At 62.8% G+C, this 23,468-nt stretch carries 21 protein-coding genes, 1 tRNA gene and 1 pseudogene; 13 read left to right on the top strand and 10 right to left on the bottom strand.

The genetic code is table 11. The annotated features are described in order from the left end of the window. Positions 1 to 262: 262 nt before the first annotated feature. The 4 genes from N181_RS28410 (at position 263) to serA (ending at position 5,029) form a co-directional block, all read left to right on the top strand. Entirely contained in the window at positions 263 to 1,027 is a 765-nt protein-coding gene (locus N181_RS28410) for an outer membrane protein (RefSeq protein ID WP_037393676.1), read from the top strand. Positions 1,028 to 1,207: 180 nt separating this feature from the next. Continuing rightward, positions 1,208 to 2,026 carry an outer membrane protein gene (locus tag N181_RS28405; RefSeq protein ID WP_050984017.1) on the top strand — a complete coding sequence of 273 codons (819 nt, stop codon included), beginning with the start codon at positions 1,208 to 1,210 and terminating at the stop codon, positions 2,024 to 2,026. 151 nt (positions 2,027 to 2,177) lie between these two features. After that, a complete protein-coding gene (locus N181_RS28400; RefSeq protein WP_037393677.1) occupies positions 2,178 to 3,356 on the top strand; it encodes a phosphoserine transaminase in 1,179 nt (392 codons plus the stop codon). A 77-nt stretch (positions 3,357 to 3,433) separates the two neighbouring features. Further along, positions 3,434 to 5,029, top strand: coding sequence for a phosphoglycerate dehydrogenase (gene serA, locus N181_RS28395; RefSeq protein WP_014329657.1), 1,596 nt, complete (start codon positions 3,434 to 3,436; stop codon positions 5,027 to 5,029). Between the two features lie 97 nt (positions 5,030 to 5,126). Here serA and N181_RS28390 read toward each other — a convergent pair whose 3' ends face one another. Then, positions 5,127 to 6,017, bottom strand: coding sequence for a DMT family transporter (locus N181_RS28390; protein WP_037393678.1), 891 nt, complete (start codon positions 6,015 to 6,017; stop codon positions 5,127 to 5,129). Between the two features lie 207 nt (positions 6,018 to 6,224). Here N181_RS28390 and N181_RS28385 point away from each other — a divergent pair, with 207 nt between their 5' ends. Both N181_RS28385 and N181_RS28380 read left to right on the top strand, forming a co-directional pair. Continuing rightward, a complete protein-coding gene (locus N181_RS28385; protein ID WP_014329654.1) occupies positions 6,225 to 7,523 on the top strand; it encodes an adenylosuccinate synthase in 1,299 nt (432 codons plus the stop codon). 63 nt (positions 7,524 to 7,586) lie between these two features. Continuing rightward, positions 7,587 to 9,947 (top strand): prolipoprotein diacylglyceryl transferase, encoded by a 2,361-nt coding sequence (locus tag N181_RS28380; RefSeq protein WP_037393679.1) that lies wholly within the window; start codon positions 7,587 to 7,589, stop codon positions 9,945 to 9,947. Between the two features lie 92 nt (positions 9,948 to 10,039). On the opposite strand, the gene rpoH is transcribed toward N181_RS28380, so the two are convergent. After that, a complete protein-coding gene (gene rpoH / locus N181_RS28375; RefSeq protein WP_014329652.1) occupies positions 10,040 to 10,945 on the bottom strand; it encodes an RNA polymerase sigma factor RpoH in 906 nt (301 codons plus the stop codon). Positions 10,946 to 11,151: 206 nt separating this feature from the next. Then, entirely contained in the window at positions 11,152 to 12,180 is a 1,029-nt protein-coding gene (locus N181_RS28370; RefSeq protein WP_037393680.1) for an RluA family pseudouridine synthase, read from the bottom strand. A gap of 28 nt (positions 12,181 to 12,208) precedes the next feature. Here N181_RS28370 and N181_RS28365 point away from each other — a divergent pair, with 28 nt between their 5' ends. Beyond that, the gene (locus N181_RS28365) at positions 12,209 to 12,592 is read left to right on the top strand and encodes a hypothetical protein (protein ID WP_037393682.1); all 384 of its coding nucleotides are present in this window, start codon (positions 12,209 to 12,211) and stop codon (positions 12,590 to 12,592) included. A 4-nt stretch (positions 12,593 to 12,596) separates the two neighbouring features. After that, positions 12,597 to 13,430 carry a TrmH family RNA methyltransferase gene (locus tag N181_RS28360; RefSeq protein WP_037393684.1) on the top strand — a complete coding sequence of 278 codons (834 nt, stop codon included), beginning with the start codon at positions 12,597 to 12,599 and terminating at the stop codon, positions 13,428 to 13,430. 138 nt (positions 13,431 to 13,568) lie between these two features. On the opposite strand, the gene N181_RS28355 is transcribed toward N181_RS28360, so the two are convergent. Both N181_RS28355 and N181_RS28350 read right to left on the bottom strand, forming a co-directional pair. Further along, a complete protein-coding gene (locus tag N181_RS28355) occupies positions 13,569 to 14,726 on the bottom strand; it encodes a coiled-coil domain-containing protein (protein ID WP_014329649.1) in 1,158 nt (385 codons plus the stop codon). Between the two features lie 161 nt (positions 14,727 to 14,887). After that, positions 14,888 to 15,481: a DUF1134 domain-containing protein gene (locus N181_RS28350; protein WP_014329648.1), complete on the bottom strand. Its 594-nt coding sequence runs from the start codon at positions 15,479 to 15,481 to the stop codon at positions 14,888 to 14,890. Positions 15,482 to 15,794: 313 nt separating this feature from the next. On the opposite strand from N181_RS28350, the gene chpT reads away from it, so the two are divergent. After that, on the top strand, positions 15,795 to 16,439 hold the full coding sequence (gene chpT / locus N181_RS28345) for a histidine phosphotransferase ChpT (RefSeq protein ID WP_037393686.1): 645 nt from the start codon (positions 15,795 to 15,797) through the stop codon (positions 16,437 to 16,439). Between the two features lie 337 nt (positions 16,440 to 16,776). Further along, entirely contained in the window at positions 16,777 to 17,139 is a 363-nt protein-coding gene (locus N181_RS28340; protein ID WP_014329645.1) for a response regulator, read from the top strand. Positions 17,140 to 17,317: 178 nt separating this feature from the next. On the opposite strand, the gene ctrA is transcribed toward N181_RS28340, so the two are convergent. Further along, a complete protein-coding gene (ctrA, locus tag N181_RS28335; protein WP_014329644.1) occupies positions 17,318 to 18,019 on the bottom strand; it encodes a response regulator transcription factor CtrA in 702 nt (233 codons plus the stop codon). Between the two features lie 521 nt (positions 18,020 to 18,540). On the opposite strand from ctrA, the gene N181_RS28330 reads away from it, so the two are divergent. Further along, entirely contained in the window at positions 18,541 to 18,891 is a 351-nt protein-coding gene (locus N181_RS28330) for a hypothetical protein (RefSeq protein ID WP_014329643.1), read from the top strand. Between the two features lie 123 nt (positions 18,892 to 19,014). Here the strand turns inward: N181_RS28330 and N181_RS28325 are convergent, their stop codons facing one another. Next, complete coding sequence (locus tag N181_RS28325; RefSeq protein WP_037393688.1) at positions 19,015 to 19,296, bottom strand: GNAT family N-acetyltransferase; 282 nt, start codon at positions 19,294 to 19,296, stop codon at positions 19,015 to 19,017. A 256-nt stretch (positions 19,297 to 19,552) separates the two neighbouring features. Next, a complete protein-coding gene (gene sciP / locus N181_RS28320; RefSeq protein ID WP_003527546.1) occupies positions 19,553 to 19,828 on the bottom strand; it encodes a CtrA inhibitor SciP in 276 nt (91 codons plus the stop codon). 433 nt (positions 19,829 to 20,261) lie between these two features. On the opposite strand from sciP, the gene mnmA reads away from it, so the two are divergent. Both mnmA and N181_RS28310 read left to right on the top strand, forming a co-directional pair. Then, positions 20,262 to 21,458 (top strand): tRNA 2-thiouridine(34) synthase MnmA, encoded by a 1,197-nt coding sequence (gene mnmA / locus N181_RS28315; protein ID WP_048655373.1) that lies wholly within the window; start codon positions 20,262 to 20,264, stop codon positions 21,456 to 21,458. A 134-nt stretch (positions 21,459 to 21,592) separates the two neighbouring features. Further along, positions 21,593 to 21,669 (top strand) — tRNA-Met (locus N181_RS28310). A 473-nt stretch (positions 21,670 to 22,142) separates the two neighbouring features. Here N181_RS28310 and N181_RS28305 read toward each other — a convergent pair. Both N181_RS28305 and N181_RS28300 read right to left on the bottom strand, forming a co-directional pair. Next, positions 22,143 to 23,231, bottom strand: a complete 1,089-nt coding sequence (locus N181_RS28305; RefSeq protein WP_014329622.1) for a CobW family GTP-binding protein — start codon at positions 23,229 to 23,231, stop codon at positions 22,143 to 22,145. Beyond that, positions 23,231 to 23,468: pseudogene (locus N181_RS28300) on the bottom strand (guanitoxin biosynthesis MBL fold metallo-hydrolase GntH); the annotation flags it as partial. The pseudogene N181_RS28300 and the gene N181_RS28305, both read right to left, overlap by 1 nt.

Here is a 23,468-nt window from a genome sequence, read left to right as displayed (position 1 = left end):
GGGAATCCCCTAATTGCAGGGCGTTGAGAGGTTTTTCAGCGCCGACGCTTTAGGGTTTTCGGACAACCAGCACGAGTTGCAGAGGCCGGCATCATTGCCGGCTTTTTGCTGTTTGGCGGAATCCGCTGAATCTTAATAAACGAAGTAAATTTCTATACTTAATCCAATATTAACCGAGCTGTGCGAGTTTTGGTTGCAACAGAAGTTGCGTGGCCTGTCCGGTGGAACTACCGGCGCCGAAAGACTATTCGCGGAGCATGTCATGAGGAAGTCCTTGATTGCGGTTGTGGCTGCATGGCTGGGCGGCACGCCCGCGTTGGCCGCCGACCTTTACGTTGAAGATCCGGTCGACCCGGCGCCTGTCGTCGTCGGCGGCCTGTACCTGCGCGGTCACCTCGGCATGAGCAACCAGCGGCTCGGCAGCATGGAACATGAGTTGTTCGACGTCGTCGCGCTTCATGAATTCGTCGATGAGGGCAGCTTCGACAGCGCGCCGCTGGCAGGCGTGGGTATCGGCTACCAGTTCAATGAATGGCTGCGCATGGACGGCATCGTCGAATACCGCGGCAAGGCCGATTTCTCCGCTCTCGACCGCTATGACGGCGACGGTGACGGCGTATTTGACAACACCAACGACTATGACGGCGCCAAGTCGGAGTGGCTGTTGATGGCCAACGCCTATGTCGACATCGGCGACTGGTACGGCGTCAAGCCCTATGTCGGCGCCGGTATCGGCGCTTCGCGCAACACGATATCGGGTTTCCGCGACATCAACGTGCCGATGGCCGGCGTCGCCTATGCCGACGAAGACCCGACCTGGAACTTTGCCTGGGCCCTGCATGCCGGCGTCGCCTATCAGGCGACCGAGCGTCTGGCGATCGATTTCGGCTACAGCTACGTCGACCTAGGGGACGCGAAGACCGGCAACATCCGCACCTTCGACGGGACCACCGTCAACGCGCCGATGCATTTCAAGGACATCACGTCGCACGACTTCAAGCTCGGGATGCGCTACGCTCTGCAATGATGATGCGTTCGGCGAAGCGCATTTCCAAAGGGCCGCTTCTGCGGCCCTTTCTTTTATGTGCGGACATGCAATCGGTTAACAAACATGCTTAACCGCCGGTTAACTTGTCCCTGCCAATAGTTAACGAGATCCGCCACGAGGGCTTTCGGGTGGCGTTGACGACCGGCGAGGGCTTGCGACATGAATTGGCGGAACGGGATTTGCGGCATCGTTGTCGGCGCTGGCCTGTTTCTGCCCGGCTTCGCCGCGGCGAACGACGAAGACCTTCTAGAAGCGCCGGAGATCACCATTTCCCCTGAGGCGAATGACGGCGGCAGCCTCTATCTGCGCGGCGACATCGGCTATTCGGGCTGGCTCGACGAGGGCGATCCTTTCTACCGGAATTTTGACAGCGGCACGGGCAGCTACAGCAATGTCCCGTTCGACAGCGCCCGTTTCGACAAGCCGGTCTCCGGTACTGTCGGTCTCGGCTATCGCTTCAGCGACGTCTTCCGCGCCGATCTGACGGCCGAATATTTCGAGGGCCGTCTCGACGGTTCGTCTCTCTCGGCAAGCCCCTGCACAGGCGAGGGGGCCGGTACGTCCTGCTCGCTCTCCCACAGCGCCAATTTTTCCGCTCTCGGGCTGATGGCGAACGGCTATGTCGATCTGGCAACGCTCGCCGGATTCACGCCCTATGTCGGCGCCGGCATCGGCGCCACGCATATCGATTGGAACACGGTGCATGAGAGCTCGGCCTGCGTCGCCGGCGGCGGTGCCTGCTCTGGTGCGACGGGTGGCACCTCCTACGTTGGGCGCGACAGCTGGCGTTTCACCTATGCCGTGATGGCAGGCGTCTCCTACGATATTAGCGATCGGCTGAAGTTCGATATCGGCTATCGCTATTCGCACATTGCCGATGGCGACATGTTCGGCTCCGGCTCGGGAGGCGCCAAGGGCCATGATGACGGTCTCTCCCGTCATGAAATCCGCGCAGGCCTGCGCTTCGCGATCTGGTGAGCCTCCGTCTTTAGCCCTGTACGATATGCTTGAAGCGCCAAAAATCGTGTCATACGCGACACAAGTCGCTTGACTTCCTCTCCGACCCACAATATTTCCGACGGCGGGACACCCCTCCCCAACGAGGGGCTTCTATCTGAGAGGATAGCATATGACGAAGCCTGCCAAGCCGGCCGTGCGCCCGGCAAATACCCATTTTTCTTCTGGTCCTTGCGCCAAGCGTCCCGGCTGGACGCTCGAAGCTCTCTCTGATGCCGCGCTCGGTCGTTCGCACCGCGCCAAGATCGGTAAGACGAAGCTCAAGCAAGCGATCGACCTTACCCGTGAAATTCTCGAAGTGCCGGCCGACTACCGTATCGGTATCGTGCCCGCTTCCGATACCGGCGCCGTCGAAATGGCGCTGTGGTCGCTGCTCGGCGCCCGTGGCGTCGACATGCTGGCCTGGGAAAGTTTTGGTGCCGGCTGGGTGACCGACGTGGTCAAGCAGCTGAAGCTCGCCGACATCCGCCGCTTCGAGGCCGACTACGGCGAACTGCCGGATCTCTCCAAGGTCGATTTCGACCGGGACGTCGTCTTCACCTGGAACGGCACGACCTCGGGCGTGCGTGTGCCGAACGCCGATTTCATTCCGGCCGACCGCAAGGGGCTGACGATCTGCGACGCGACCTCGGCCGCCTTCGCCCAGGAACTCGACTTCGCCAAGCTCGACGTCGTCACCTTCTCCTGGCAGAAGGTCCTGGGCGGCGAGGGTGCACACGGCGTTCTCATTCTTTCGCCGCGCGCGGTTGAGCGGCTCATGACCTATGCACCCGCCTGGCCGCTGCCGAAGATCTTCCGCCTGACCAGCGGCGGCAAGCTGATCGAGGGCATCTTTTCCGGCGAGACGATCAACACGCCGTCGATGCTCTGCGTCGAAGACTATATCGATGCGCTTCTCTGGGCGAAGTCGGTTGGCGGTCTCAAGGGGCTGATTGCCCGGGCAGACGCCAATGCCGGCGCGATCCATCGGTTCGTCGACGCAAATGCGTGGATTGCCAACCTCGCGATCAAGACCGAGACCCGCTCCAACACCTCGGTCTGCCTCAAGATCGTCGACAAGGACGTGTCGGCGCTCGATGCCGACGCCCAGGCCGCGTTTGCGAAGGGCGTCGTCGCCCTGCTCGAAAAGGAAGGTGTCGCCTTCGATATCGGGCACTATCGCGATGCGCCCTCCGGCCTTCGTATCTGGGCCGGCGCGACGATCGAGACAGCCGATATGGAAGCGCTGATGCCGTGGCTCTCCTGGGCCTTCGAGACCCAGAAGGCGACGCTTTCGCAGGCCGCCGCCTGATCCGATGCGATTGCTTCGCTCTCCTGAGGGCGAAGCCACTCCCAATTCCGTTCAGACCTGATTTGAAGGAGGCCTCCATGGCACCTCGCGTTCTCGTATCCGACGAACTGTCGGAAACCGCCGTCCAGATCTTCCGCGACCGCGGCGTCGAAGTGGATTTCCAGCCGAAGCTCGGCAAGGACAAGGAAAAGCTCGCCGAGATCATCGGCAATTACGACGGTCTCGCCATCCGTTCCGCCACCAAGGTGACGGAAAAGCTGATCGCCGAAGCCACCAATCTCAAGGTCGTCGGCCGCGCCGGCATCGGTGTCGACAATGTCGACATCCCGGCTGCCTCGCGCCGCGGCATCATCGTCATGAACACGCCATTCGGCAACTCGATCACCACGGCCGAGCATGCGATCGCGCTGATGTTCGCGGTCGCTCGCCAGCTTCCCGCCGCCGACAATTCCACCCAGGCCGGCAAGTGGGAAAAGTCGAAGTTCATGGGCGTGGAGATCACCGGAAAGGTGCTCGGCGTCATCGGTGCCGGCAATATCGGCTCGATCGTCTGCGCCCGTGCGATCGGCCTGAAGATGCACGTCCTCGCCTATGATCCGTTCCTGTCGAAGGAGCGGGCGGAGGAGATGGGCGTCGTCAAGGTCGAGTTGGACGAACTGCTTGCGCAGGCGGACTTCATCACCCTGCACGTGCCGTTGACCGACAAGACGCGCAACATCCTGAGCGCCGAAGCTATTGCCAAGACCAAGCCGGGCGTTCGCATCGTCAACTGCGCGCGCGGCGGACTCGTCGACGAGAAGGCGCTGGCCGATGCGCTGAAGTCCGGCCATGTGGCTGGTGCGGGCTTCGACGTCTTTGAGGTGGAGCCGGCCACGGAGAGCCCGCTCTTTGGCCTGCCCAATGTCGTCTGCACGCCGCATCTCGGCGCCTCGACCACCGAGGCGCAGGAGAACGTGGCGCTGCAGGTTGCCGAGCAGATGGCGGACTACCTCGTCAAGGGTGCCGTCAGCAACGCCATCAACATGCCGTCGATCACCGCCGAGGAGGCGCCGATCCTCAAGCCGGTGATCCGGCTTGCCGACGTGCTGGGTGCCTTTGTCGGGCAGGTGACGGAAAGCGCCATCAAGGAGATCGAGATCCTCTATGACGGCTCGACGGCGACGATGAACACCAAGGCGCTGACCAGCGCCGTTCTCGCCGGCCTGATCCGTACGCAGGTGGCCGATGTCAACATGGTTTCCGCACCGATCATGATCAAGGAAAAGGGTATCATCCTTTCCGAGGTCAAGCGCGACAAGACCGGCGTCTTCGACGGCTACATCAAGCTGACGGTGACAACGGCGAACCAGACCCGCTCGGTTGCCGGTACGGTCTTCTCCGACGGCAAGCCGCGCTTCATCCAGATCAAGGGCATCAACCTCGATGCGGATGTCGGCAGCCACATGGTCTACCTCACCAACACCGACGTTCCCGGCATGATCGGCTTCATCGGCACGACCCTCGGCGACGCCGGAGTCAACATCGCCAACTTCCAGCTCGGCCGCGAAAAGCAGGGCGGCGACGCGATCGCCTTGCTCTATGTCGATGGTCCGGTTTCCGAAGCGGTGCTCGACAAGTTGCGTGCGAACCCGGCGGTCCGTCAGGCAAAGCCGCTGGTGTTCAACGTCGATTGAGCAGACAGTCTCAGCGTCGAAATAGATACACAAACGCGCCGGACCCTCCGGCGCGTTTTTTCTTTGAGTGCTAACGGTGCCGGCGTGTCGGGTGCCGTTACCGTGGCGGTTTCGGCCGGCCGTGCTCGGCGATCGCGATGCCGCCAAGGACGAGCAGCAATGCCACCAGATGGAATGCGTGGAACGTCTCGCCGACGAGCAGGACTGAGAGCAAAGTTCCGTAAACCGGGATCGCATTGATGAACAGGCCGGCGCGATTGGCGCCGATCATTTCGACACCGCGCACATAGAGAACCTGAGACATCAGCGACGGGAAGATCGCCGCATAAAGTACGATCGCCCAGCCGGTCGCGTCCGGCACGATGGCGCTATCTTTCGAGGCTTCCCAGACGAGCAGCGGAATGGAGCTTAGGAGCGCCCCGAAGGCCGGCGCGGCGATGAAGCTCTGCCAGTGCATCGCCGGCTTCCAGCGCAAGGTGACCGTGTAGCCCGCATAGACTATGCAGGCGAGGATCATCAGCCCATCGCCGAAATTGAACTGCAGCCGCAGCAGGCTCGTGAAGTCGCCGTGCGCGGCCGTGGTGAGCACGCCGATCAGCGTCACGGTGAAGCCGGCGATCTGGGCGATCGAGGCCTTCGTCCGGAAGAAGACGAAATTGAACAGGAAGATCAGCATCGGAATGCCGGCCTGCAGGATCACGGCATTGATGGCGCTCGTGTATTTCACCGCCGAGTAGAGAAAGGCGTTGAACATCGTGAAGCCGACGGCGCCATAGGCCAGCAACTGCAGCCAGTGGGCGCGGATCTTGTCCCAGTCGCGGCGGATCTGCGGCGTCATCAGCGCCAGAATGACGCTGACCGCGACGAGCCAGCGCAGCGTCGTCAGCATCATCGGGCTGACGTGCCCGACCGCCATCTTGCCGGCGACCGAATTGCCACCCCAGAAAAGCGCGGTGATGGCGAGATAGAAATAGGCTCTGGAATTCACGGTGCTACGATCCGCAAGGGGAGGTGGAGTGGAGTGCCGAACCGGCGGGAGAGATTGCAGGTATAGGCACTAAGGCCATAGCTTGTCATGCAAAAAGGGCGCCGCCGCGGGCATAACGGGGTCGCTTTCCGAAAGACAACACAGTATAGATGCGCGGGTTTGAGAACAGCGCAACGTCCTCGTGCGCGCGTGAACAGGAAGAGAATTATGACGAACGTCGTGGTGGTCGGCTCCCAGTGGGGTGACGAAGGCAAAGGCAAGATCGTGGATTGGCTCTCGGAGCGTGCCGACATCGTCGTGCGCTTCCAGGGTGGTCACAATGCCGGCCATACGCTGGTGATCGACGGCGTCAGCTACAAGCTGTCGCTGCTGCCGTCCGGCGTCGTCCGCCCCGGCAAGCTCGCCGTCATCGGCAATGGCGTCGTCATCGATCCGCACGCGTTGATCGCGGAGATCGACAAGCTTGGCAACCAGGGCGTCAAGATCGGCCCCGACAACCTGCGCATCGCCGACAATGCCACGCTCATCCTGTCGCTGCATCGCGAACTCGACGGCTTCCGCGAGGACGCCGCCTCGAACAGCGGCACCAAGATCGGCACGACGCGCCGCGGCATCGGCCCGGCCTATGAGGACAAGGTCGGCCGCCGCGCCATCCGCGTCATGGATCTCGGCGACCTCGACACGCTGCCGGCCAAGGTCGACCGGCTGCTGACGCACCATAATGCGCTGCGTCGCGGCCTGGGCGAAGCGGAGATCAGCCACCAGGCGATCATGGACGAACTCTCCTCCGTCGCCGCGCGTGTGCTGCCGTTCATGGACACGGTCTGGCTATTGCTCGACAAGGAGCGCCGCAAGGGCGCGCGCATTCTGTTCGAAGGCGCGCAAGGCACGCTGCTCGACATCGACCACGGCACCTATCCCTTCGTCACCTCGTCGAACACGGTTGCCGGGCAAGCGGCTGCCGGTTCCGGCATGGGGCCGGGCGCGCTCGGCTATATTCTCGGGATCACCAAGGCCTACACGACGCGCGTCGGCGAAGGCCCGTTTCCGACGGAACTCAACGACGAGGTCGGCCAGTTCCTCGGCGAGCGCGGTCACGAATTCGGAACAGTCACCGGCCGCAAGCGCCGTTGCGGTTGGTTCGATGCCGCCCTGGTGCGCCAGTCGGTCGCCGCCAACGGCATCACCGGCATCGCGCTCACCAAGCTCGACGTGCTCGATGGCCTCGAGGAGCTGAAGATCTGCGTCGGCTATACTCTGGATGGACAGCAGATCGATCATCTTCCCGCAAGTCAGGCACAGCAAGCTTCGGTAAAGCCAGTCTACATTACACTTGAAGGCTGGAAGGAATCGACAGTCGGAGCGCGCAGCTGGGCCGATCTTCCGGCACAGGCGATCAAGTACGTTCGCCAGGTCGAGGAACTGATCGGCGCGCCGGTCGCGCTTCTTTCGACGAGCCCGGAGCGCGACGACACGATACTTGTGACCGACCCTTTTGAGGACTAGTGTCGGCGCAAGGGAGCCGCGCCGCATTGCGGCCCGCATGACTAGGATTTGAGAAAGCATCTGATGGCGGATTTTGTTGCAGTTATTCGCAGGACCGTTGACGGCCTGTCGGAAAACACACCCGAAATGCGGGGCAGGGTCTACGAGAAGGCGCGCAGTGCGGTGCGCCGCCAGCTGGAGAACATGACGCCGCGGCCATCGGACGACATGATCAACCGGCAGCTGAACAAGCTGGAACTGGCGATCACCGAGGTCGAAAGCGAACACGCCGAGGCCTTGCCGGCAATCGAGGAGACCGAAGCACCCGAGACTGCCGAAGTGCTCGAGAAAACCGAAGTGCTCGAGCCGGATGCAGTCGAAGGACCCGCCGAACCGGAGTCTGCGGCTCCGGTCTCGCCGGAGCCGGAGCCAGCCTCGGCCGAAGCTGCCGAGGTTGAGCAGGGCGCAGCAGCCGAGGAACACTTCGAGGAAGCGGCTCCGGAAGCCCAGCAAGCCGTCGAAGAACCGGCCCCGGCCGCCGAAATCGCTCCGGCTGCCGAGCACGAGGTGCCGGAACAGCTGGAAGCAGAGCCTCCCCTTGAGACCGCATCGGACGAGCACCATCAGAAGCCGCCTGCGGTCGTCGAAGAACCGGAGACCATCCCAGCCGAGCCGCAGTGGGGCGCATCGGCCGAGCAGCCAGCCCCAGAGGAAGTCGAAAGCTGGCAGCAAGCCCGCGCCGAAGCGGTAACCGCCCCCGAGCAGCAGGCGGTAGAAGCGGAAGAATACGAGCGCGGTGAGCCCGCCGCTGAGCCCGAGGCCGTGGAACCGGTGAGCCCGGAAGTGCAGGGGACCCCGGAAGAGCCGGTGAGCGAGGAGGCTCCACCCGTCGAGGAGACAGCACCGGCGAAACAGGATTCTTCCGAATGGGCGCTTCCGGAATGGGAGGATGCCCCGCCAGCCGCACCGCCGAGCGATCCTTCGCCGGCGCCCGAGGCGCCACGTGACGAAGCGGTGCCCGAGCCCGAGCGGCTTGGCCTGCATCCGGTCGAGCCCGAGACAAGCCCGCCCGCCCGTCGGACGGGCGAGGAGGAGACGGCGCAGGCCTGGTCCTTCGACGACAGCGACCCGTTCGCTGCGCCAACCGAGGCCAAGAAGGACAAGCCGGCCGAGCCGGACGTCTCCGAATGGACCTGGCCCGTCGAAAAGGCGCCGGTCGCATCGAGCGAAGAGGAACGCGCCGGCACGGCGTGGAATCATATCGATGATCTGCTCGGCTTGGATGAAGCCGGCCGGCGGGAGAACGGGACGGCCGCCGTCGCCAAGGACGAGGACCATGGCAGCGATGTGGCGCCGGCGGCGGTGTCCCCGCGGCCTGCGTCCTACCGTGTTGGCCCCAAGCCGTCCCGCTTCAACGCGAAGAGCCTGGCAATCGGCGCGCTGATCCTGATCCTCCTCGGCGGTGGCGGCTTTGCCTATTGGGTAAACCGGGAAGCGGGCAATGCCTGGCTTTCGGCCATGCTCGCGAAGATCATCCCCGCCGGCCCCGAGACGCAAACGCCACCCACGGGTGAAGGCCAGCCTGCGGGCCAGCCGGGCGAACAGTCCGGCACTCAGGAGGGCACGGCGCTGCCGGAGGACACATCGAGCAAGTTTACGCAGCGATTGCTTTCCGATGGCTCCGAACGCGACGAGGGACCCGCGGGCGCGAACGGCACCGAAATGGCGCAGGAAGGCAAGTCCGTCGCACCTCAGACGGAGGCCGGGCAACCGCAGAGCGCCGCGGCGGGATCCCAGCAGGCCGCCGCCGCCCAGACTGCCCAGCCCGCCACCAACCAGGACGCCGGAGCGCCGCAAACAGAGGTCTCCATCGCCGACGGGGAGAAGATGTTCCTCTATGAGGAGCGCCTCGGCCAGTCTTCGCCCACGGCGGTCCCGGGTGCCGTCGCCTGGTCCATCAAGGAGGAATCGCCGGGTGGCGACGCCAAGCCCGAGCCGGCGATCCAAGCCCAGATCACCGTGCCCGACCGTGGATTTACGGCGCTGATGACGATCAAGCGCAATGTCGATCCATCACTGCCGGCCAGCCACGTGATCGAATTCGTGTTCTCGCTGCCCGAAAACTTCGAGGGCGGCGCCATCGAGGGCGTGCAGCGCGTGTCGATGAAGCGCACGGAGCAGGATCGCGGCGACCCGCTTATTGCCGTACCGGCGAAGATCACCGACGACTTTCATATGATCGCGCTCAACGACTTCGCGGAAGCCGTCGGCAGCAATACCGAGCTCTTGCGCAGCCGCAGCTGGATCGACATCCCGATCACCTATCGCAACGGACGCCGCGCCTTGCTGACCCTGGAGAAGGGGGCAAGCGGCACAGAGGCCTTCGGCAAGGCCATGCAGGCCTGGAGTTCAATCGGCGGCGCGGCGGCGGCGAGCGGCCAGTAAGAAAAGATTGAGACGAACAAAAACCCCGGCTGGACGTCATCCAGCCGGGGTTTTGTTTCGTTCTGAGGGGAGGGGCCGATCAGGTGCCCCGATCAGGCGCCCTCGACGACCCGTAGCGCGTTGGCGCGCTCGAGAGCCGCCTTGCGAACCGCTTCCTGCACTTTCTCGAAGGCGCGTACCTCGATCTGGCGGACGCGCTCGCGGCTGATGTCGAACTCGGTCGAGAGCTCTTCCAGCGTCACCGGTTCTTCGGTCAGCCGGCGCGCCTCGAAGATGCGGCGCTCGCGGTCGTTCAAGACCTTCATGGCGCTGGCGAGCAGGGCGCGACGGCTGTCGAGCTCGTCCTGCTCGATCAGGATTTCCTCCTGGTTGTCGTGCTCGTCGACGAGCCAGTCCTGCCATTGTCCGGAGTCGCCCTCGCTGGCCTTGATCGGCGCGTTGAGCGACGCGTCGCCGGACAGGCGGCGGTTCATTGAAACGACCTCGTCCTCGCTGACCTTCAGGGTCGTGGCGATTTCCTTCACCTGCTCCGGCTTCAGGTCGCCTTCGTCAAGCGCCTGAATCCGGCCCTTCAGCCGCCGGAGGTTGAAGAACAGCCGCTTCTGGTTGGCTGTGGTTCCCATTTTCACCAGCGACCACGAGCGCAGGATATATTCCTGGATGGCCGCCTTGATCCACCACATGGCGTAGGTCGCCAGGCGGAAGCCGCGATCGGGCTCGAATTTCTTGACGGCCTGCATCAGGCCGACATTACCTTCCGAGACGACTTCGCCGATCGGCAGGCCGTAGCCGCGATATCCCATTGCGATCTTGGCGACGAGGCGCAGATGGCTCGTCACCAGCTTGTGAGCGGCGCTGCGGTCGTCATGCTCCTGATACCGCTTGGCGAGCATGTACTCTTCCTGCGGCTCGAGCATCGGAAATTTGCGGATTTCGTCGAGGTAACGGTTGAGACCGCCCTCTCCAGCGGCAATGGACGGCAATGTGCTGCGGGCCATGAAGCACCCCCTTTGTGCATCTTCGGCCTCCGGGACGGCAGGCCGGGCGTGGGTCTTCGTCCAGACCCCACGAGGCTAGAAGATAAGTACGGCGAAAGCATGATTCAAGGAGTCCGGTTTCACGCTATCGTGAGACCGGAGGAAAGGATGTTTCCTATTGAGGCGCCCTTAAGATCGGGATTCTTCGCAACAATTTCAAGAGCCTGTCAGGCTCCGGACCGAAGCGCGGCGACCAATTCTTCCATGTCCGCCGGCATCGGTGCTTCGAAATGCATCGTGTCCCCGCTGGAAGGGTGCTCGAACTGCAGCATGAAGGCATGCAGTGCCTGCCGGGAGAAGCGATTGACCACGCTCCTGGCGGTTTCCGGCAGCAGATTCGCCTTGGTGCGGAAGGCGGCGCCATAATCCGGATCGCCGATCAGCGGATGGCCGATATGGGCCATATGGACGCGGATCTGGTGCGTCCGCCCGGTCTCCAGGTGGCATTCGACGGTTGCAGCAAGACAGGTGCCGTCCGGCTTTTCGTGATAGCGCTCGACCACTTCGTAATGGGTGATCGCCTCGCGCGCGTCATCGCTTTCCCCGCGCTTGACGGCCCGTTTCGTCCGGTCGCCGGCCCGACCGAGTGCGGCGTTGATCGTGCCCTTCAATTGCCGCGGACGGCCCCAGACGACGGCCTGGTAGGCACGCTCCAAGGGCCCGGTGCGGCCGTGATCGGCGAACTGGTCGGAGAGATGCCGATGGGCGGTGTCGTTCTTCGCGACGACCATGACGCCGCTCGTTTCCTTGTCCAGCCGGTGGACGATGCCGGGCCGCCTGACGCCGCCGATGCCGGAGAGGCTGTCGCCGCAATGGTGAATGAGGGCGTTGACGAGCGTCCCCGTCCAGTTGCCGGCACCCGGATGGACGACGAGACCGGCAGGTTTCACCAGTACGATCAGGTCATCGTCCTCGTAGAGGACGTCGATCGGGATGTCCTCGCCCTTGGGCTCCGGGTCCTCGGGGGCGGGCAGGGCGATCTCGAAGCGGTCGCCGGGGTGAACCTTCCGCTTGGGTTCAAGGACCGTGATGCCATTGATCGAAACGGCTCCCTGCTCGATCAGGGCCTTGATGCGGTTGCGGGAGAATTCGCCCGAAAGCGCCTCCGTCAGAAAGGCATCCAGCCGCCCGGCGGCATTCTCGTCGGCCGTCAGGACTTTCCTATTGCCGGTCGCTTGTTTAAAGGGATCGTTCATTCCGTTAAATTCCGATAGAAAGCCAGCCATGACTGCGATCGAGACCGATGAACAGGAAGACAAGCCGCTTGACCCGGCGATGGAGAGCGTCCGCCGCAAGATGGTGCGCCTGCAGCTCGTTTCGGCCGGCGTGATGCTGATCATGCTTATGGCCGTCCTCGGGGCGATTGTCTACAAGCTGACGCGGAGCGACGGCGCTGAGGAGGCGGCGCAGCCGGCGCTAAGCGTGCCGGGCGATGCACCGCTCACCGCGATTGCGGCGCTGCCGGCCGGCTTTTCCGTGACCAATGTGGCGCTTTCCGGTTCGCAGCTGCTGTTCTATGGCAGCCTGCCGGATGCCGAACCCCGTGCGATCGTCTTCGACATCAGGGCAGGGCGCATCGTCGCGGACGTCACCGTCAGGACGCAGTGACGAAATGGCTGCGGTCGCCCCGCCGATCCGCATCGCGGACCCGTCGGACCCGCGCATCGCCGCGTTCGTGTCGATCAAGGAGCGGGATCTCACCGGCCGGCAGGGCCGCTTCATCGCCGAAGGCACGGTCGTGCTGCGGATGCTGGCGGCGGCGCACCGCGCCGGGCGCGGCATCGCCGCCGAGGCGATCCTGCTGCTCGAGAACCGGGTCGCGGGCCTCGCAGAGCTGCTGGCGCAGTTCCCGGCCGATGTGCCGGTCTTCGTGGCCGACGCCCGGGTCTTCGACGCGATCGCCGGCTTCAACATGCATCGCGGCGTTCTGGCGCTCGGGCGATCCGATGCGATGCCCGGTCGCGATGCCCTGATCGCCGCCCTTCCCGCCTCGAGCCTGGTGCTTGCCGCCTGCGGCCTATCGAACCACGACAATATGGGGTCGTTGTTTCGCAATGCCGCCGCCTTCGGCGTCGACGCAGTGCTGGTGGATGCGGCGAGCTGCGACCCGATGTACCGCAAGTCGATCCGGGTTTCCGTCGGCTCAGCGCTGACGCTGCCTTTCGCGCGCGAGGGTTCGGCTGCCGAACTGATCCACCGGCTCCGGGCCGCAGGTTTCGCGATATGGGGACTTTCGCCGCGCGGCGAGACCGAAGTCACCGAAATTCCGCCGGCACCGCGCACGGCACTGCTGGTCGGGACGGAGGGTGAGGGGCTGCCGCAGGCCGTCCTTTCTGCCGTCCGCACCGCGCGAATCCGGCAGCGCCCGGGTCTCGACAGTCTCAATGTGGCGATGGCGGCTGGCATCGCGCTGCATCAGGTCGCAAGCATCAACGGCCGGATCTGACGGGGGTACTCGGCCCCTCTTTCCGCTGCCGCGACCTTCGCCCCGCGTGCGGGGAGAAGGTGGCCGGCAGGCCGGATGAGGGACCTGTTGACTCAGGTCAGAGGCGGCTGACGACTCCAACAAAACGCCGCCCGGTCGTCATTCAGGCGGCAGCATTTCCTTGGCTCTTTGGGCCAGGCTCTTGTGGGCTCCCGGCATCGCGGGCTCCTCGCGGGCGAGAAGTCCGTGAATCGGTGAGGACGAGCCTTCGCGCACCGCCGTCAGCGCCACCATGCCGGCGGCAATCTCCGCCACTTCCTCGCGGAGCGCCTCGTCATGGGCGGGGGATTTCGAATTGACGAGACGTTCCGAGAGCGCCGTCGCGCGGTTGCGCATATCATCCGAAAGGTTGGCCGCGTCGGGGGCAGGAAACGCCCCATCCGCGTCGCCCTGGGCAGCCATAGGTGCGATATCATGCTGTTCTGCTCGCTTCGGCAGCTTCGTGCCGGCCAGGCGGAGTGCCTTCGTCGATTCGCGCATTTCCTGGTTCGCCGCCTTTACCCGCGTTTTCAGCCGCTCGATCTCTTCCGCCCGCCGCTCAAGCGCGCTGTCGCGGTCGGCGTTCGCAGCCGTCTCCCGGGCGAGCCTGGCTTCGAGCTGGCGGATGCGGTTTTCTTCCCGGTCCAGCCGCAGCTCCATTTCGCGGGCACGGGCGTTTTCGGCCTTGAGATCGGCGCGCAGGGCCTCGCGTTCGTCGCGCAGCCCGGCGGTCCGGCTTTTCAGGTCTTCGATCTGGGTCTCGCGCGTCGCCAGGTCGATGCGCAGATGATCGAGCTCGGCCGCCTGTTTGTCGATCCGGCTGTTCAAGGCGCGGATCGCCTCGCCCTTGGCGCCGTTGTCACGGTGCTGGTTGTCGTGTGACGCCCTCATGTCGGCGATCCGAAGCTCGAGCTTGCGGATGGTCGATCGCATCTCGGCAGCCTCGACATTCATGTCGGCAAGCTGCGCGTGGAGATCGGTGTTTTCGCCAGCCAAACGCCGGGCCTCGTTGAGCGTCCTTTCTTTCTCCAGCGTCAGTTCCACGCCCTTGTCGCGCTCGCGGCGGAGCGTCTGCGATATCTTTGCGTTCTCGGCGGCATAGGTGGCGCGCGCCGCGTCCCTCTGGGCGCGAACCTCCTGGGGGCTGAGCGGCATCGTCGCTTTCAGCCGGTCCTCGGCAAAGCGGACGATGCGCCTTTGGATGGCCGGTGCGACCAGAAGGCCGATGATCGCCGCCGTCAGGAAACCGAGGGCAAAGAGGAGCGCATATTCAATCACGTGCTGGCCGTTTCAAGTCTGGACCGGATCCGATGCATCCATGCGGTTGGGCTGTTGTTTCCTTCTCCTGCAGTAAACACGACGGCTCGAAAGCTGCAACACTTACTGCAGGAATGTACGCCCTTGGCTCGCTCCAGAGGTTCGTGTGCGGCCTTTTGGTGTCAGAACGGGTTCCAGGTCGGCTGCTGGGTCAGCTTCAGATAGCCGACATTGAGGCCGAGCCTGGCGCCGATGCCGGTGCGGATCGGCACGACGACGACGTGATCGTCGGTCAATACCGTCATGCCGACGCCGGCGACGACATAGGCGGAGCCGGAGACGCCGCCGAAGCGCTTGTAGAGGGCCGGGACGCTCGGCAGGTTATAGACGAGCATCATCGCCCGGCTGCCCTGGCCGCCCCAGTCGAGCCCGAGCGACGGGCCCTGCCAGAAGACACTGTGCTGACCCACATTCTTGGTGTGGAGTTCGCCCTCGCCATAGGTCAGGCCGGCGATGAAGGCACCGGAACCTTCCTGGCCGAGGATATAGCCGTTCGGCAGGCCGTAGCGCTCGAAAGCGCGCTCCACGACTTTCGCAAGCCCGCCCGAGGTCTCGCCGAAGAAGCCGTGGCCGGCGTTGACGATCTCCTGCATCGTGTACTGGCTGCCATTCGCAGATTGAGCATAGGCGGCGGACATCAGGACGCTGCCGAGGAGCAGCATCGTGGTCAGAATGGCGTGAACAGCCATTGCGGTTGCCTTCATGATCGGCTGCATCGTTTCCTCCGTCAGGCGCGAATGCGGCTCGCGGGCCGGCCGTCATGACCAGCTCATGCATTGGGTGCGCGGGCCAGCGCGGGTCTCGAACGAGTGCACCCGATCCGCTTTCCGTGATTCCACTCGAAATCCGGGGGTGCCCCGACAATTTGAACCGATCCTCTTAACAATCGGTTTACCAAATGTGATGTCATTATGGCCTATTGATCGGCGCGGGCCGCGTGGCTATGCCGGGCTCGGGCGAAGGCCTCCTCGGACGTGGCAAGATGCGCCCACGTGTCGATATCCGGATGGAACCGAACAGGAAAGAATGATGGCAAAGAATCCGAACATGACGTTGACGGGACCCGATCTTGCGGCGCTGCTCTGCAGTCGGGTGTGCCACGACATCATTTCGCCGGTCGGCGCCATCAACAACGGGCTCGAACTCCTCGACGAGGGCGGCGCCGACGCCGATGCGATGGACCTGATCCGCACCAGCGCGCTCAACGCCTCGGTGCGGCTGAAGTTCGCGCGGCTTGCCTTCGGCGCCTCCGGCTCGGTCGGCGCATCGATCGACACCGGCGAAGCGGAGAAGGCCGCCAAGGACTTCGCCGCGGCGGAGAAGAAGACGGAGGTCAACTGGAGCGGGCCGCGGGCGATCATCGCCAAGAACCGGGTCAAGCTGCTCCTGAACCTGTTCCTGATCGCCTATGGAGCGATCCCGCGCGGCGGCTCGATCGACATTACCCTGGAGAACCCGGAGCTCGACGCGGTCTTTACCCTTGTCGCCAAGGGGCGGATGATGCGCGTCCCGCCGAAGCTGACCGAGCTCCTTTCCGGTACTCCGGAGGAAGCGGTGGACGCCCACTCCATTCAGCCCTATTACACGGTCCTGCTCGCCGAGGAGGCCGGCATGGCGATCGAGGTCGCCTCGACCGGCGAGGCGATCGTCTTCACCGCGCGAATCGAAGCCTGATCAACTGCATGATTCCTTAAATCGGAATCGATTTGAGGACAAAAATCATGCAGTTCAAAATGCTACAGCGACCTTAGCGCGTCCGATTGGACGCCCGGCGCTGTAGGCGCTGCCGTTCACCCGCTATGGCATGAAGCGAGGTCTCCATCCGTCGATACGGTGGGGGCCTTTCGCTTTTTTCGGTGCCGGCAGGTGGCGCCAACTTTCGCTCGACACTACCGAGCGAGAAAATGAAAATCGGTCGTCAACCCTGCCGGTAACGGTTTCTTTGCCAAATCTCTCTACCTTTGCTTCATGGACGCGTTTTCGCATCCGATGAGGCGTGAAGGAGTAGGACATGCGGCGCTTGATGATTGCCGATGGCTCGGATGTTGTGAGGAAGGTCGGGAAACGCATTCTGTCGGGCATGGGCTTCCTGGTGCTGGAAGCGCCGAGCAGCCTCGAGGCGCTCGTCCGCTGCGAAGCCGAACTGCCGAACATCCTGATCGTCGATTCCGGCCTCGACGGCGCCCTCGAGCTCATCGCCAATATCCGCCGGCTGCCCGAGGGCGCGTCGGTGCGCATCTACTACTGCGTCGTCGAGGCGGATCTGAGGAAGATGATGGCCGGCAAGCGGGCCGGAGCGGACGACTTCCTGCTGAAGCCCTTCGACCGCAAGATCCTGACGAGCGTCTTCGCCAATCAATCGATGGCCGCCTGAGCCATCAGAGAACGCAAAGCTGAGCATGGCAGCCGCGGCGTGTGCCGCGGCTTTTTGCATTCGCGCAGATCGAAGAGGCGAGGGCGCTCTCAAGCAAGAGCAAATTGCGCGTCGCAAATGCAAAACCCCGCCGGTGCGGCGGGTTTGCGGGTAAGTCTGTCGATATGGGGCGGGGAAATCAGGCGGTTTCGAGATAGTCGTTGCCGTCGGGCTCGCGCAGCACATAGCCGCGGCCCCAGACCGTCTCGATGTAGTTGGCGCCGCCGGCGGCGTTGGCGAGCTTCTTGCGCAGCTTGCAGATGAAGACGTCGATGATCTTCAGTTCCGGCTCGTCCATGCCGCCATAGAGATGGTTGAGGAACATTTCCTTGGTGAGCGTCGTGCCCTTGCGCAGCGACAGGAGTTCGAGCATCTGATATTCCTTGCCGGTCAGGTGCACGCGCTGCCCGCCGACTTCGACCGTCTTGGCGTCGAGGTTGACGATCAGCTCGCCGGTCGAGATGATCGACTGGGCGTGGCCCTTGGAGCGGCGCACGATCGCATGGATGCGTGCCACCAATTCATCCTTGTGGAAGGGCTTGGTCATGTAGTCGTCGGCGCCGAAGCCCAGGCCGCGAACCTTGTCTTCGATGCCGGCCATGCCCGAGAGAATGAGGATCGGGGTCTTGACCTTCGACAGGCGCAGCGTTCTCAGCACCTCGTAACCCGACATGTCCGGCAGGTTCAGGTCGAGCAGAATGATGTCGTAGTCGTAAAGCTTGCCGAGATCGACGCCTTCTTCCCCGAGATCGGTGGTGTAGACGTTGAAACTCTCGGACTTGAGCATCAGCTCAATGCTTTGCGCCGTCGCGCTGTCGTCTTCGATCAGTAGAACCCGCATAGTCTTCCCCTTTTCCGCCGCCCAAGGTCGTCGTGGCCCCCTTACGCGATACGGATCCAGTCGTTGCCTGATTTGGAGGCTGCCATCAAATGGTTAACAAATTCTGATTCACTCTGGCAAGGTGTATCGAAAATGTTAAATATTTTTAGCAGTCTCCTGATTTCAAAGGTGAATCTGAAATGACATTCCTCATGCGATAGATGAGGAACTGCCGCTATCTGACTCTTTAGACTCGCAAATGCCGAAGCCGCCACATTTCGTACCTCAGCATTTACGGAGCCTTAAATCATCGCACCTATGATTAACGATGCCCGTAAACGAAAGGTTACCAGCGGTAGGTATTTGTTAAGACCGCAGTCGTTTTTTGTTTCCGGCCCTATAGTGCCGTGCGTCTGCAGACGCACAAAGGTGCTGTAGCAGTTTGGATTGCTGCATTCGTTAAAGGAAACATGCAGCAATGGGCCGGCATTCGGGCGGAGGAATCAGTAACCGGGGTCTCGCTATCCACGGGAGTATTGCGTATGAAAGCACGTGAGAGCCTTACCCGCCTGAAGGAATTTCAGGTCCGGGAGAAGCAGCGTCAGTTGAGCCAGCTTCAGATGATGATGTCCGAGTTCGAGCGGATGACCAAGGACCTCGAAAGCCAGATCGTCTTCGAGGAAAGGAAGTCGGGGATTTCCGATCCCTCGCATTTTGCCTATCCAACCTTCGCCAAGGCGGCGCGCCAGCGTGCCGATAACCTGCAAGTGTCGATCCGCGAACTGAAGGTGCAGCAGGATGCGGCGGAGCTGGCGCTTGCCGAGGTTCAGGCCGAGTATGCCAAGGCCGCGGCCCTGGAAGAGCGGGATTCGTCCACCCGGCTTCGCGCCTGAGGGGAGACCGGCCGCTTAGGTTTGACAGGAGCCTCGACCGCAAACTGCGGCGAGGGATTTCCTCTTAGAGCATAACGAACGGCCCGCTTCTCCTTCGGGAGGCGGGCCGTCGTGCTCCGGCGATCAGGCCTGGATCGCGTCCCGCCACTCCGGATGACGCATCGCCTGGGCGCGCATGAAGGGGCAGAGCGGAATGATCTTCCAGCCGCCTTTGCGCGCTTCTTCGACCGCGTGTCTCGCAAGCGCCTGGCCGACACCCTTGCCGCGCAATTCGTCCGGTACGAAAGTGTGGTCGACGATCACGAGATGCGGCGACGATCGCGAATAGGTCATTTCGCCGGTGTGGCCATCGACGGTCGCCGTATAGCGGCCCTTGGCGCCGGTTTTTTCCTCGTCAATCTGCATGGCTCTGGCTTCGCCTTCGTCGAGTTGCTTGATGCTACTGCATGTTTCCTTAAATCGTGTTCGATTTAAGGATAAAAACATGCAGCGATTCAAAGCGCTACAGCGACCTTTGTGCGTCTGAAAAGACGCACAACGCTGTAGGGGACAATTCGGCGAAGCAAAGTGGATTTCAAGCGCGGCGCATCTCTCAAACGAAACCGGCGGCTGGGACAAGTCCCCAGCCGCCGGTTCGATCTATGGCCCTGTCGCGAATGGATCAGTGGCGATATTGCTGAATACGGGTGGTGCGCAGGCCGGCGAGACCGTGGTCGTTGATGGAGGACTGCCAGGAGAGGAATTCCTCGACGGTAAGGGTGTAACGCTCGCAGGCCTCTTCAAGGCTCAAGAGGCCGCCACGCACGGCAGCGACGACCTCGGCCTTCCGGCGAATTACCCAGCGCCGGGTGTTGGCCGGCGGTAGATCCGCAATCGTCAGAGGACTGCCATCGGGGCCGATGACATATTTTACGCGTGGACGCATCATTTCGGTCATGGGACTCTCTACACAAACTCAAGACCATATGGAGGCGACCTTAGCTTGCCACATTTAACATTTGCCTAAGCGGCCGGTAACAATTTGCTCATAATTTGAGCGGCCCCGGCGCCCCGGAAATGCCGGCGAAGGCAGGCGGGGATGCGGCTTGATCGGCGGCCGCGCGGCCCGTCACGCCGGTGCACTTGCCCCGCGATGCACAAGTTTCTATATGTCGCCCCACAGAAAGCCGAAGGAAGGCCGCCGGCGCAGCGATGACCGGCGCCCGCGGCCTCTACAGCGCCGCGCGTCCATCAGGCGCGCAAAGGTCGCTGTAAGACTTTGAATTGCTGCATGTCTTTCTCCTTAGATCGGCAACGATCTAAGGAAGCATGCAGGAGGTAAAACAGGACGCCGGCAGCGATAGCCGCGCCCGGATGCCGGATTGGATCCCGTGAACAGTCTCGATTTTGACCGCAAGCCCGAAGATACGCGCGTCGTCGTCGCCATGTCAGGCGGCGTCGATTCCTCCGTCGTGGCCGGGCTGCTCAAACGCGAGGGTTACGACGTTCTCGGCATCACCCTGCAGCTCTACGACCACGGCGCGGCGGTGCACCGGGCCGGCTCCTGCTGCGCCGGCCAGGATATCGACGATGCGCGGCGCGTCTGCGAGACGCTCGGTATTCCGCACTATGTGCTCGACTACGAGGCGCGTTTCCGCGAGACGGTGATCAATCCCTTCGCCGAAAGCTACATTGCCGGCGAAACGCCAATCCCCTGCGTTGCCTGCAACCAGACCGTCAAGTTCGCCGATCTCCTGGCGACCGCCAAGGAGCTCGGCGCCGACGCGCTGGCGACCGGCCATTACATCCGTTCCCGACCGAGCCCGAAGCCGCGCTATCAGGGCCAGCGCGCCCTCTACCGGCCGACCGACGCGGAGCGCGACCAGAGCTATTTCCTCTTCGCGACCACGCAGGAGCAGATCGACTATCTGCGCTTTCCGCTCGGCAGCCTTTCCAAGCCCGAGACGCGGGCGCTGGCCGAGGAAATGGGCCTCGTCGTCGCCAAGAAGGCCGACAGCCAGGACATCTGTTTCGTGCCGCAGGGCAAGTACAGCGACATCGTCTCGAAGCTGAAGCCGAACGCGGCGCTCGGCGGCCAGATCGTCCATCTCGACGGGCGCGTGCTCGGCAGCCATGAGGGCATCCTGCACTACACGATCGGCCAGCGGCGCGGCATCGGCGTGGCGACCGGTGAGCCGCTCTATGTCGTCTATCTCGACGCCCGCTCGCGCCGCGTCATCGTCGGCCCGAAGGAGGCGCTCGAGACGCGCCGCGTCTATCTGCGCGACGTCAACTGGCTGGGCGACGAGGAAATCGACGCGGCGGCAAGCGGCGGCTTCGCATGCTTCGCCAAGGTCCGCTCCACCCGCCAACCGGCGCCGGCCGTCATGAAGCGCGATGCGGACGGCGTCTATGTCGAGCTCGTCGACGGCGAGGCGGGTGTTGCGCCCGGCCAGGCCTGCGCGCTCTATTCCGGCACCGGCGAGGACGCCCGCGTCTATGGCGGCGGTTTCATCCGCAAATCGGAACGCGAGCCGGCGGCCGAGGCGGCCCTTCAGGCGCTTCTGCAGGCGCCCGCGGCCGCCTGAGCGGCCCTGATCCGGCACGCCGGGAAAACTTCACACTTTCCCGAAGACATTGCTTGACACTAGCCGGAACAGCACCTTATAAGCCGCCCGTCCAGCCGAGACGGGCTTCGCCAAGAAGCTGCCACGGCACCGGCGGCGGAGTAGCTCAGTAGGTTAGAGCAGAGGAATCATAATCCTTGTGTCGGGGGTTCGAATCCCTCCTCCGCTACCATTGGTTGCGCATAGCGTTTTTTTTTCCGTTACATCCAGGTTGGCTAGTCGGCTTTGCGCCATGTGCGGTCCCCGTTTTCCCTGCGGACGTTGGGCTGCCAAGTGCTTGGGCAGCCCTTACTGGCTAGCCGAGACGCTTCTCGAACACAGCTTTGGCACCTGCCACTGACGACAGGGCATTTGGCCACCCGGCGTAGAAGGTGTGTGATAACCTTCGCGGCCGCTTCCTGAGTCATCCCGTTGTCTTCCTTGGCAATGGACGCTGCCAGCGTGCCATTTGCCCATAGACGGGGAAGCCAGGCAGACCCATGTCCGAGGCATTGAGGATGCGGTTGCACGCGAAAAGATGTCAGTCATTTCAACAACGTCGGCACAAAACCCATCTTGGAGCCTCCCTGATCAATAGCCGAACTGGCTTCAAGGGGATCGATCCTATTACGAAGTATCAGACGACCTTCTGACATGGCTGGTTTTCTATGAGATGGAGCTATAACGGCATCGGTCAAAAACCTCATGCAGCGCAACTCCATCCACTCCATCATGCGCTCCGATGGCGATGATCCGGGTCCGTGGTTCTCGGCCATTCCATTCATCCCCAACTGCGATATCCACTCGCTTTCCGACAACCTGGAGGATGACCCGGCGGCCCGGCTCTTCGGCGGCATGAACCACGCCTTTGCATCGGTAAACGCTGGCCGGTAGTTTACGCGCCATTTCCCGCAGCCTTTCCAAGGAAAGAGGCCCGTCCGTTTCGTAGCTCCACGTCCTGAAGGCCTGCGCATGATCGTGCCGATGGCCATGAACGTGATGCCCACAATCGGTGTCATCACAGTCAGCAGGATGATTGGAATGGTCATTTGGAGGTGTGCCATCGAGTCGGGAGGGATCAAACCGGCCGACCGACAACAGGATTTCCAGAGGCACATTTCCGCCGGATGCCTCGACGAGCCGATAACGGTGGAACCGGTCGTCGAGCCATGACTTGATCCGCCCGATCTCCTCCCGCGTGACAAGATCGACCTTATTGAGGACGAGCATGTCTGCGAAGGCCACCTGGCGGAGCTTCAGTTCCATCATCTCCGGTGCAGCGAATATCTGCTCCGCGTCCAAGACGCACATGATGCTGTCCAACCTGATGCGGTCCCGCATGCCTTCGTCCATGAAAGTCAGTGCGATGCCAGACGGGTCGGCCACTCCGCTGGCCTCAAGCAGGATGTATTCGGGCCGCTCGGGACGCGCTATCACCTGCATCACCGCAGCGACCAGATCCTCGCGGACGTTGCAGCAGACACAGCCATTGGCGAGGTTGATGATGTCGCCGCCGTTTTCGACTCCGACAACGAGTTCGGCGTCAATGTTGATCGAGCCAAAGTCGTTGACCAATACAGCGACCCGAAGGCCGTGACCGCCCGTAAGAATGCGATTCAGCAGCGTCGTCTTGCCCGCGCCGAGAAAACCGGTGAGGACGGTCAACGGCACCGCTTGCGCAGCAGATTGCTGCGTGGGGGCGCAAAACAACCCCGTTTCAGAATTGCCGGGTGGGCGGGCTATATCGTGAGCCACTACTTGCTCCCTTCAATAGCATCGATGACGGCCTGGATCTGGGCAGCCTTTTCCGAGAGCTTGGCCTGGGCCTTCTTTGCCTTCACGAGAGCTATTTCGCGGACATCGATGGTGTAGTCCCTTGGGTAATCCTTCTTCGGTTCGCGATACACGTCCGGTGGGTAATATCTCTTAGGGTCGATGTCCCCATTGAGGATTTCCGACTCCAATTGGTCAGCGAGCGGGTTACGGGGATTT

Origin of the sequence: Sinorhizobium fredii USDA 205, assembly GCF_001461695.1 — a bacterium.
Taxonomy (GTDB): domain Bacteria; phylum Pseudomonadota; class Alphaproteobacteria; order Rhizobiales; family Rhizobiaceae; genus Sinorhizobium; species Sinorhizobium fredii.
The sequence above is the reverse complement of the archived record's forward strand: the minus strand, read 5'-3'. Positions and strand labels throughout refer to the sequence as shown.

Coding starts and splice junctions, on each gene's coding strand:
- N181_RS28380 (WP_037393679.1), top strand. CDS start 7,587: ATGGCGGATTTTGTTGCAGTTATTCGCAGGACCGTTGACGGCCTGTCG.
- N181_RS28370 (WP_037393680.1), bottom strand. CDS start 12,180: ATGAACGATCCCTTTAAACAAGCGACCGGCAATAGGAAAGTCCTGACG.
- rpoH (WP_014329652.1), bottom strand. CDS start 10,945: ATGGCCCGCAGCACATTGCCGTCCATTGCCGCTGGAGAGGGCGGTCTC.
- N181_RS28350 (WP_014329648.1), bottom strand. CDS start 15,481: ATGCAGCCGATCATGAAGGCAACCGCAATGGCTGTTCACGCCATTCTG.
- N181_RS28340 (WP_014329645.1), top strand. CDS start 16,777: ATGCGGCGCTTGATGATTGCCGATGGCTCGGATGTTGTGAGGAAGGTC.
- ctrA (WP_014329644.1), bottom strand. CDS start 18,019: ATGCGGGTTCTACTGATCGAAGACGACAGCGCGACGGCGCAAAGCATT.
- serA (WP_014329657.1), top strand. CDS start 3,434: ATGGCACCTCGCGTTCTCGTATCCGACGAACTGTCGGAAACCGCCGTC.
- N181_RS28360 (WP_037393684.1), top strand. CDS start 12,597: ATGGCTGCGGTCGCCCCGCCGATCCGCATCGCGGACCCGTCGGACCCG.
- N181_RS28405 (WP_050984017.1), top strand. CDS start 1,208: ATGAATTGGCGGAACGGGATTTGCGGCATCGTTGTCGGCGCTGGCCTG.
- N181_RS28400 (WP_037393677.1), top strand. CDS start 2,178: ATGACGAAGCCTGCCAAGCCGGCCGTGCGCCCGGCAAATACCCATTTT.
- sciP (WP_003527546.1), bottom strand. CDS start 19,828: ATGACCGAAATGATGCGTCCACGCGTAAAATATGTCATCGGCCCCGAT.
- N181_RS28385 (WP_014329654.1), top strand. CDS start 6,225: ATGACGAACGTCGTGGTGGTCGGCTCCCAGTGGGGTGACGAAGGCAAA.
- N181_RS28410 (WP_037393676.1), top strand. CDS start 263: ATGAGGAAGTCCTTGATTGCGGTTGTGGCTGCATGGCTGGGCGGCACG.
- N181_RS28365 (WP_037393682.1), top strand. CDS start 12,209: ATGACTGCGATCGAGACCGATGAACAGGAAGACAAGCCGCTTGACCCG.
- N181_RS28330 (WP_014329643.1), top strand. CDS start 18,541: ATGAAAGCACGTGAGAGCCTTACCCGCCTGAAGGAATTTCAGGTCCGG.
- chpT (WP_037393686.1), top strand. CDS start 15,795: ATGGCAAAGAATCCGAACATGACGTTGACGGGACCCGATCTTGCGGCG.
- N181_RS28325 (WP_037393688.1), bottom strand. CDS start 19,296: ATGCAGATTGACGAGGAAAAAACCGGCGCCAAGGGCCGCTATACGGCG.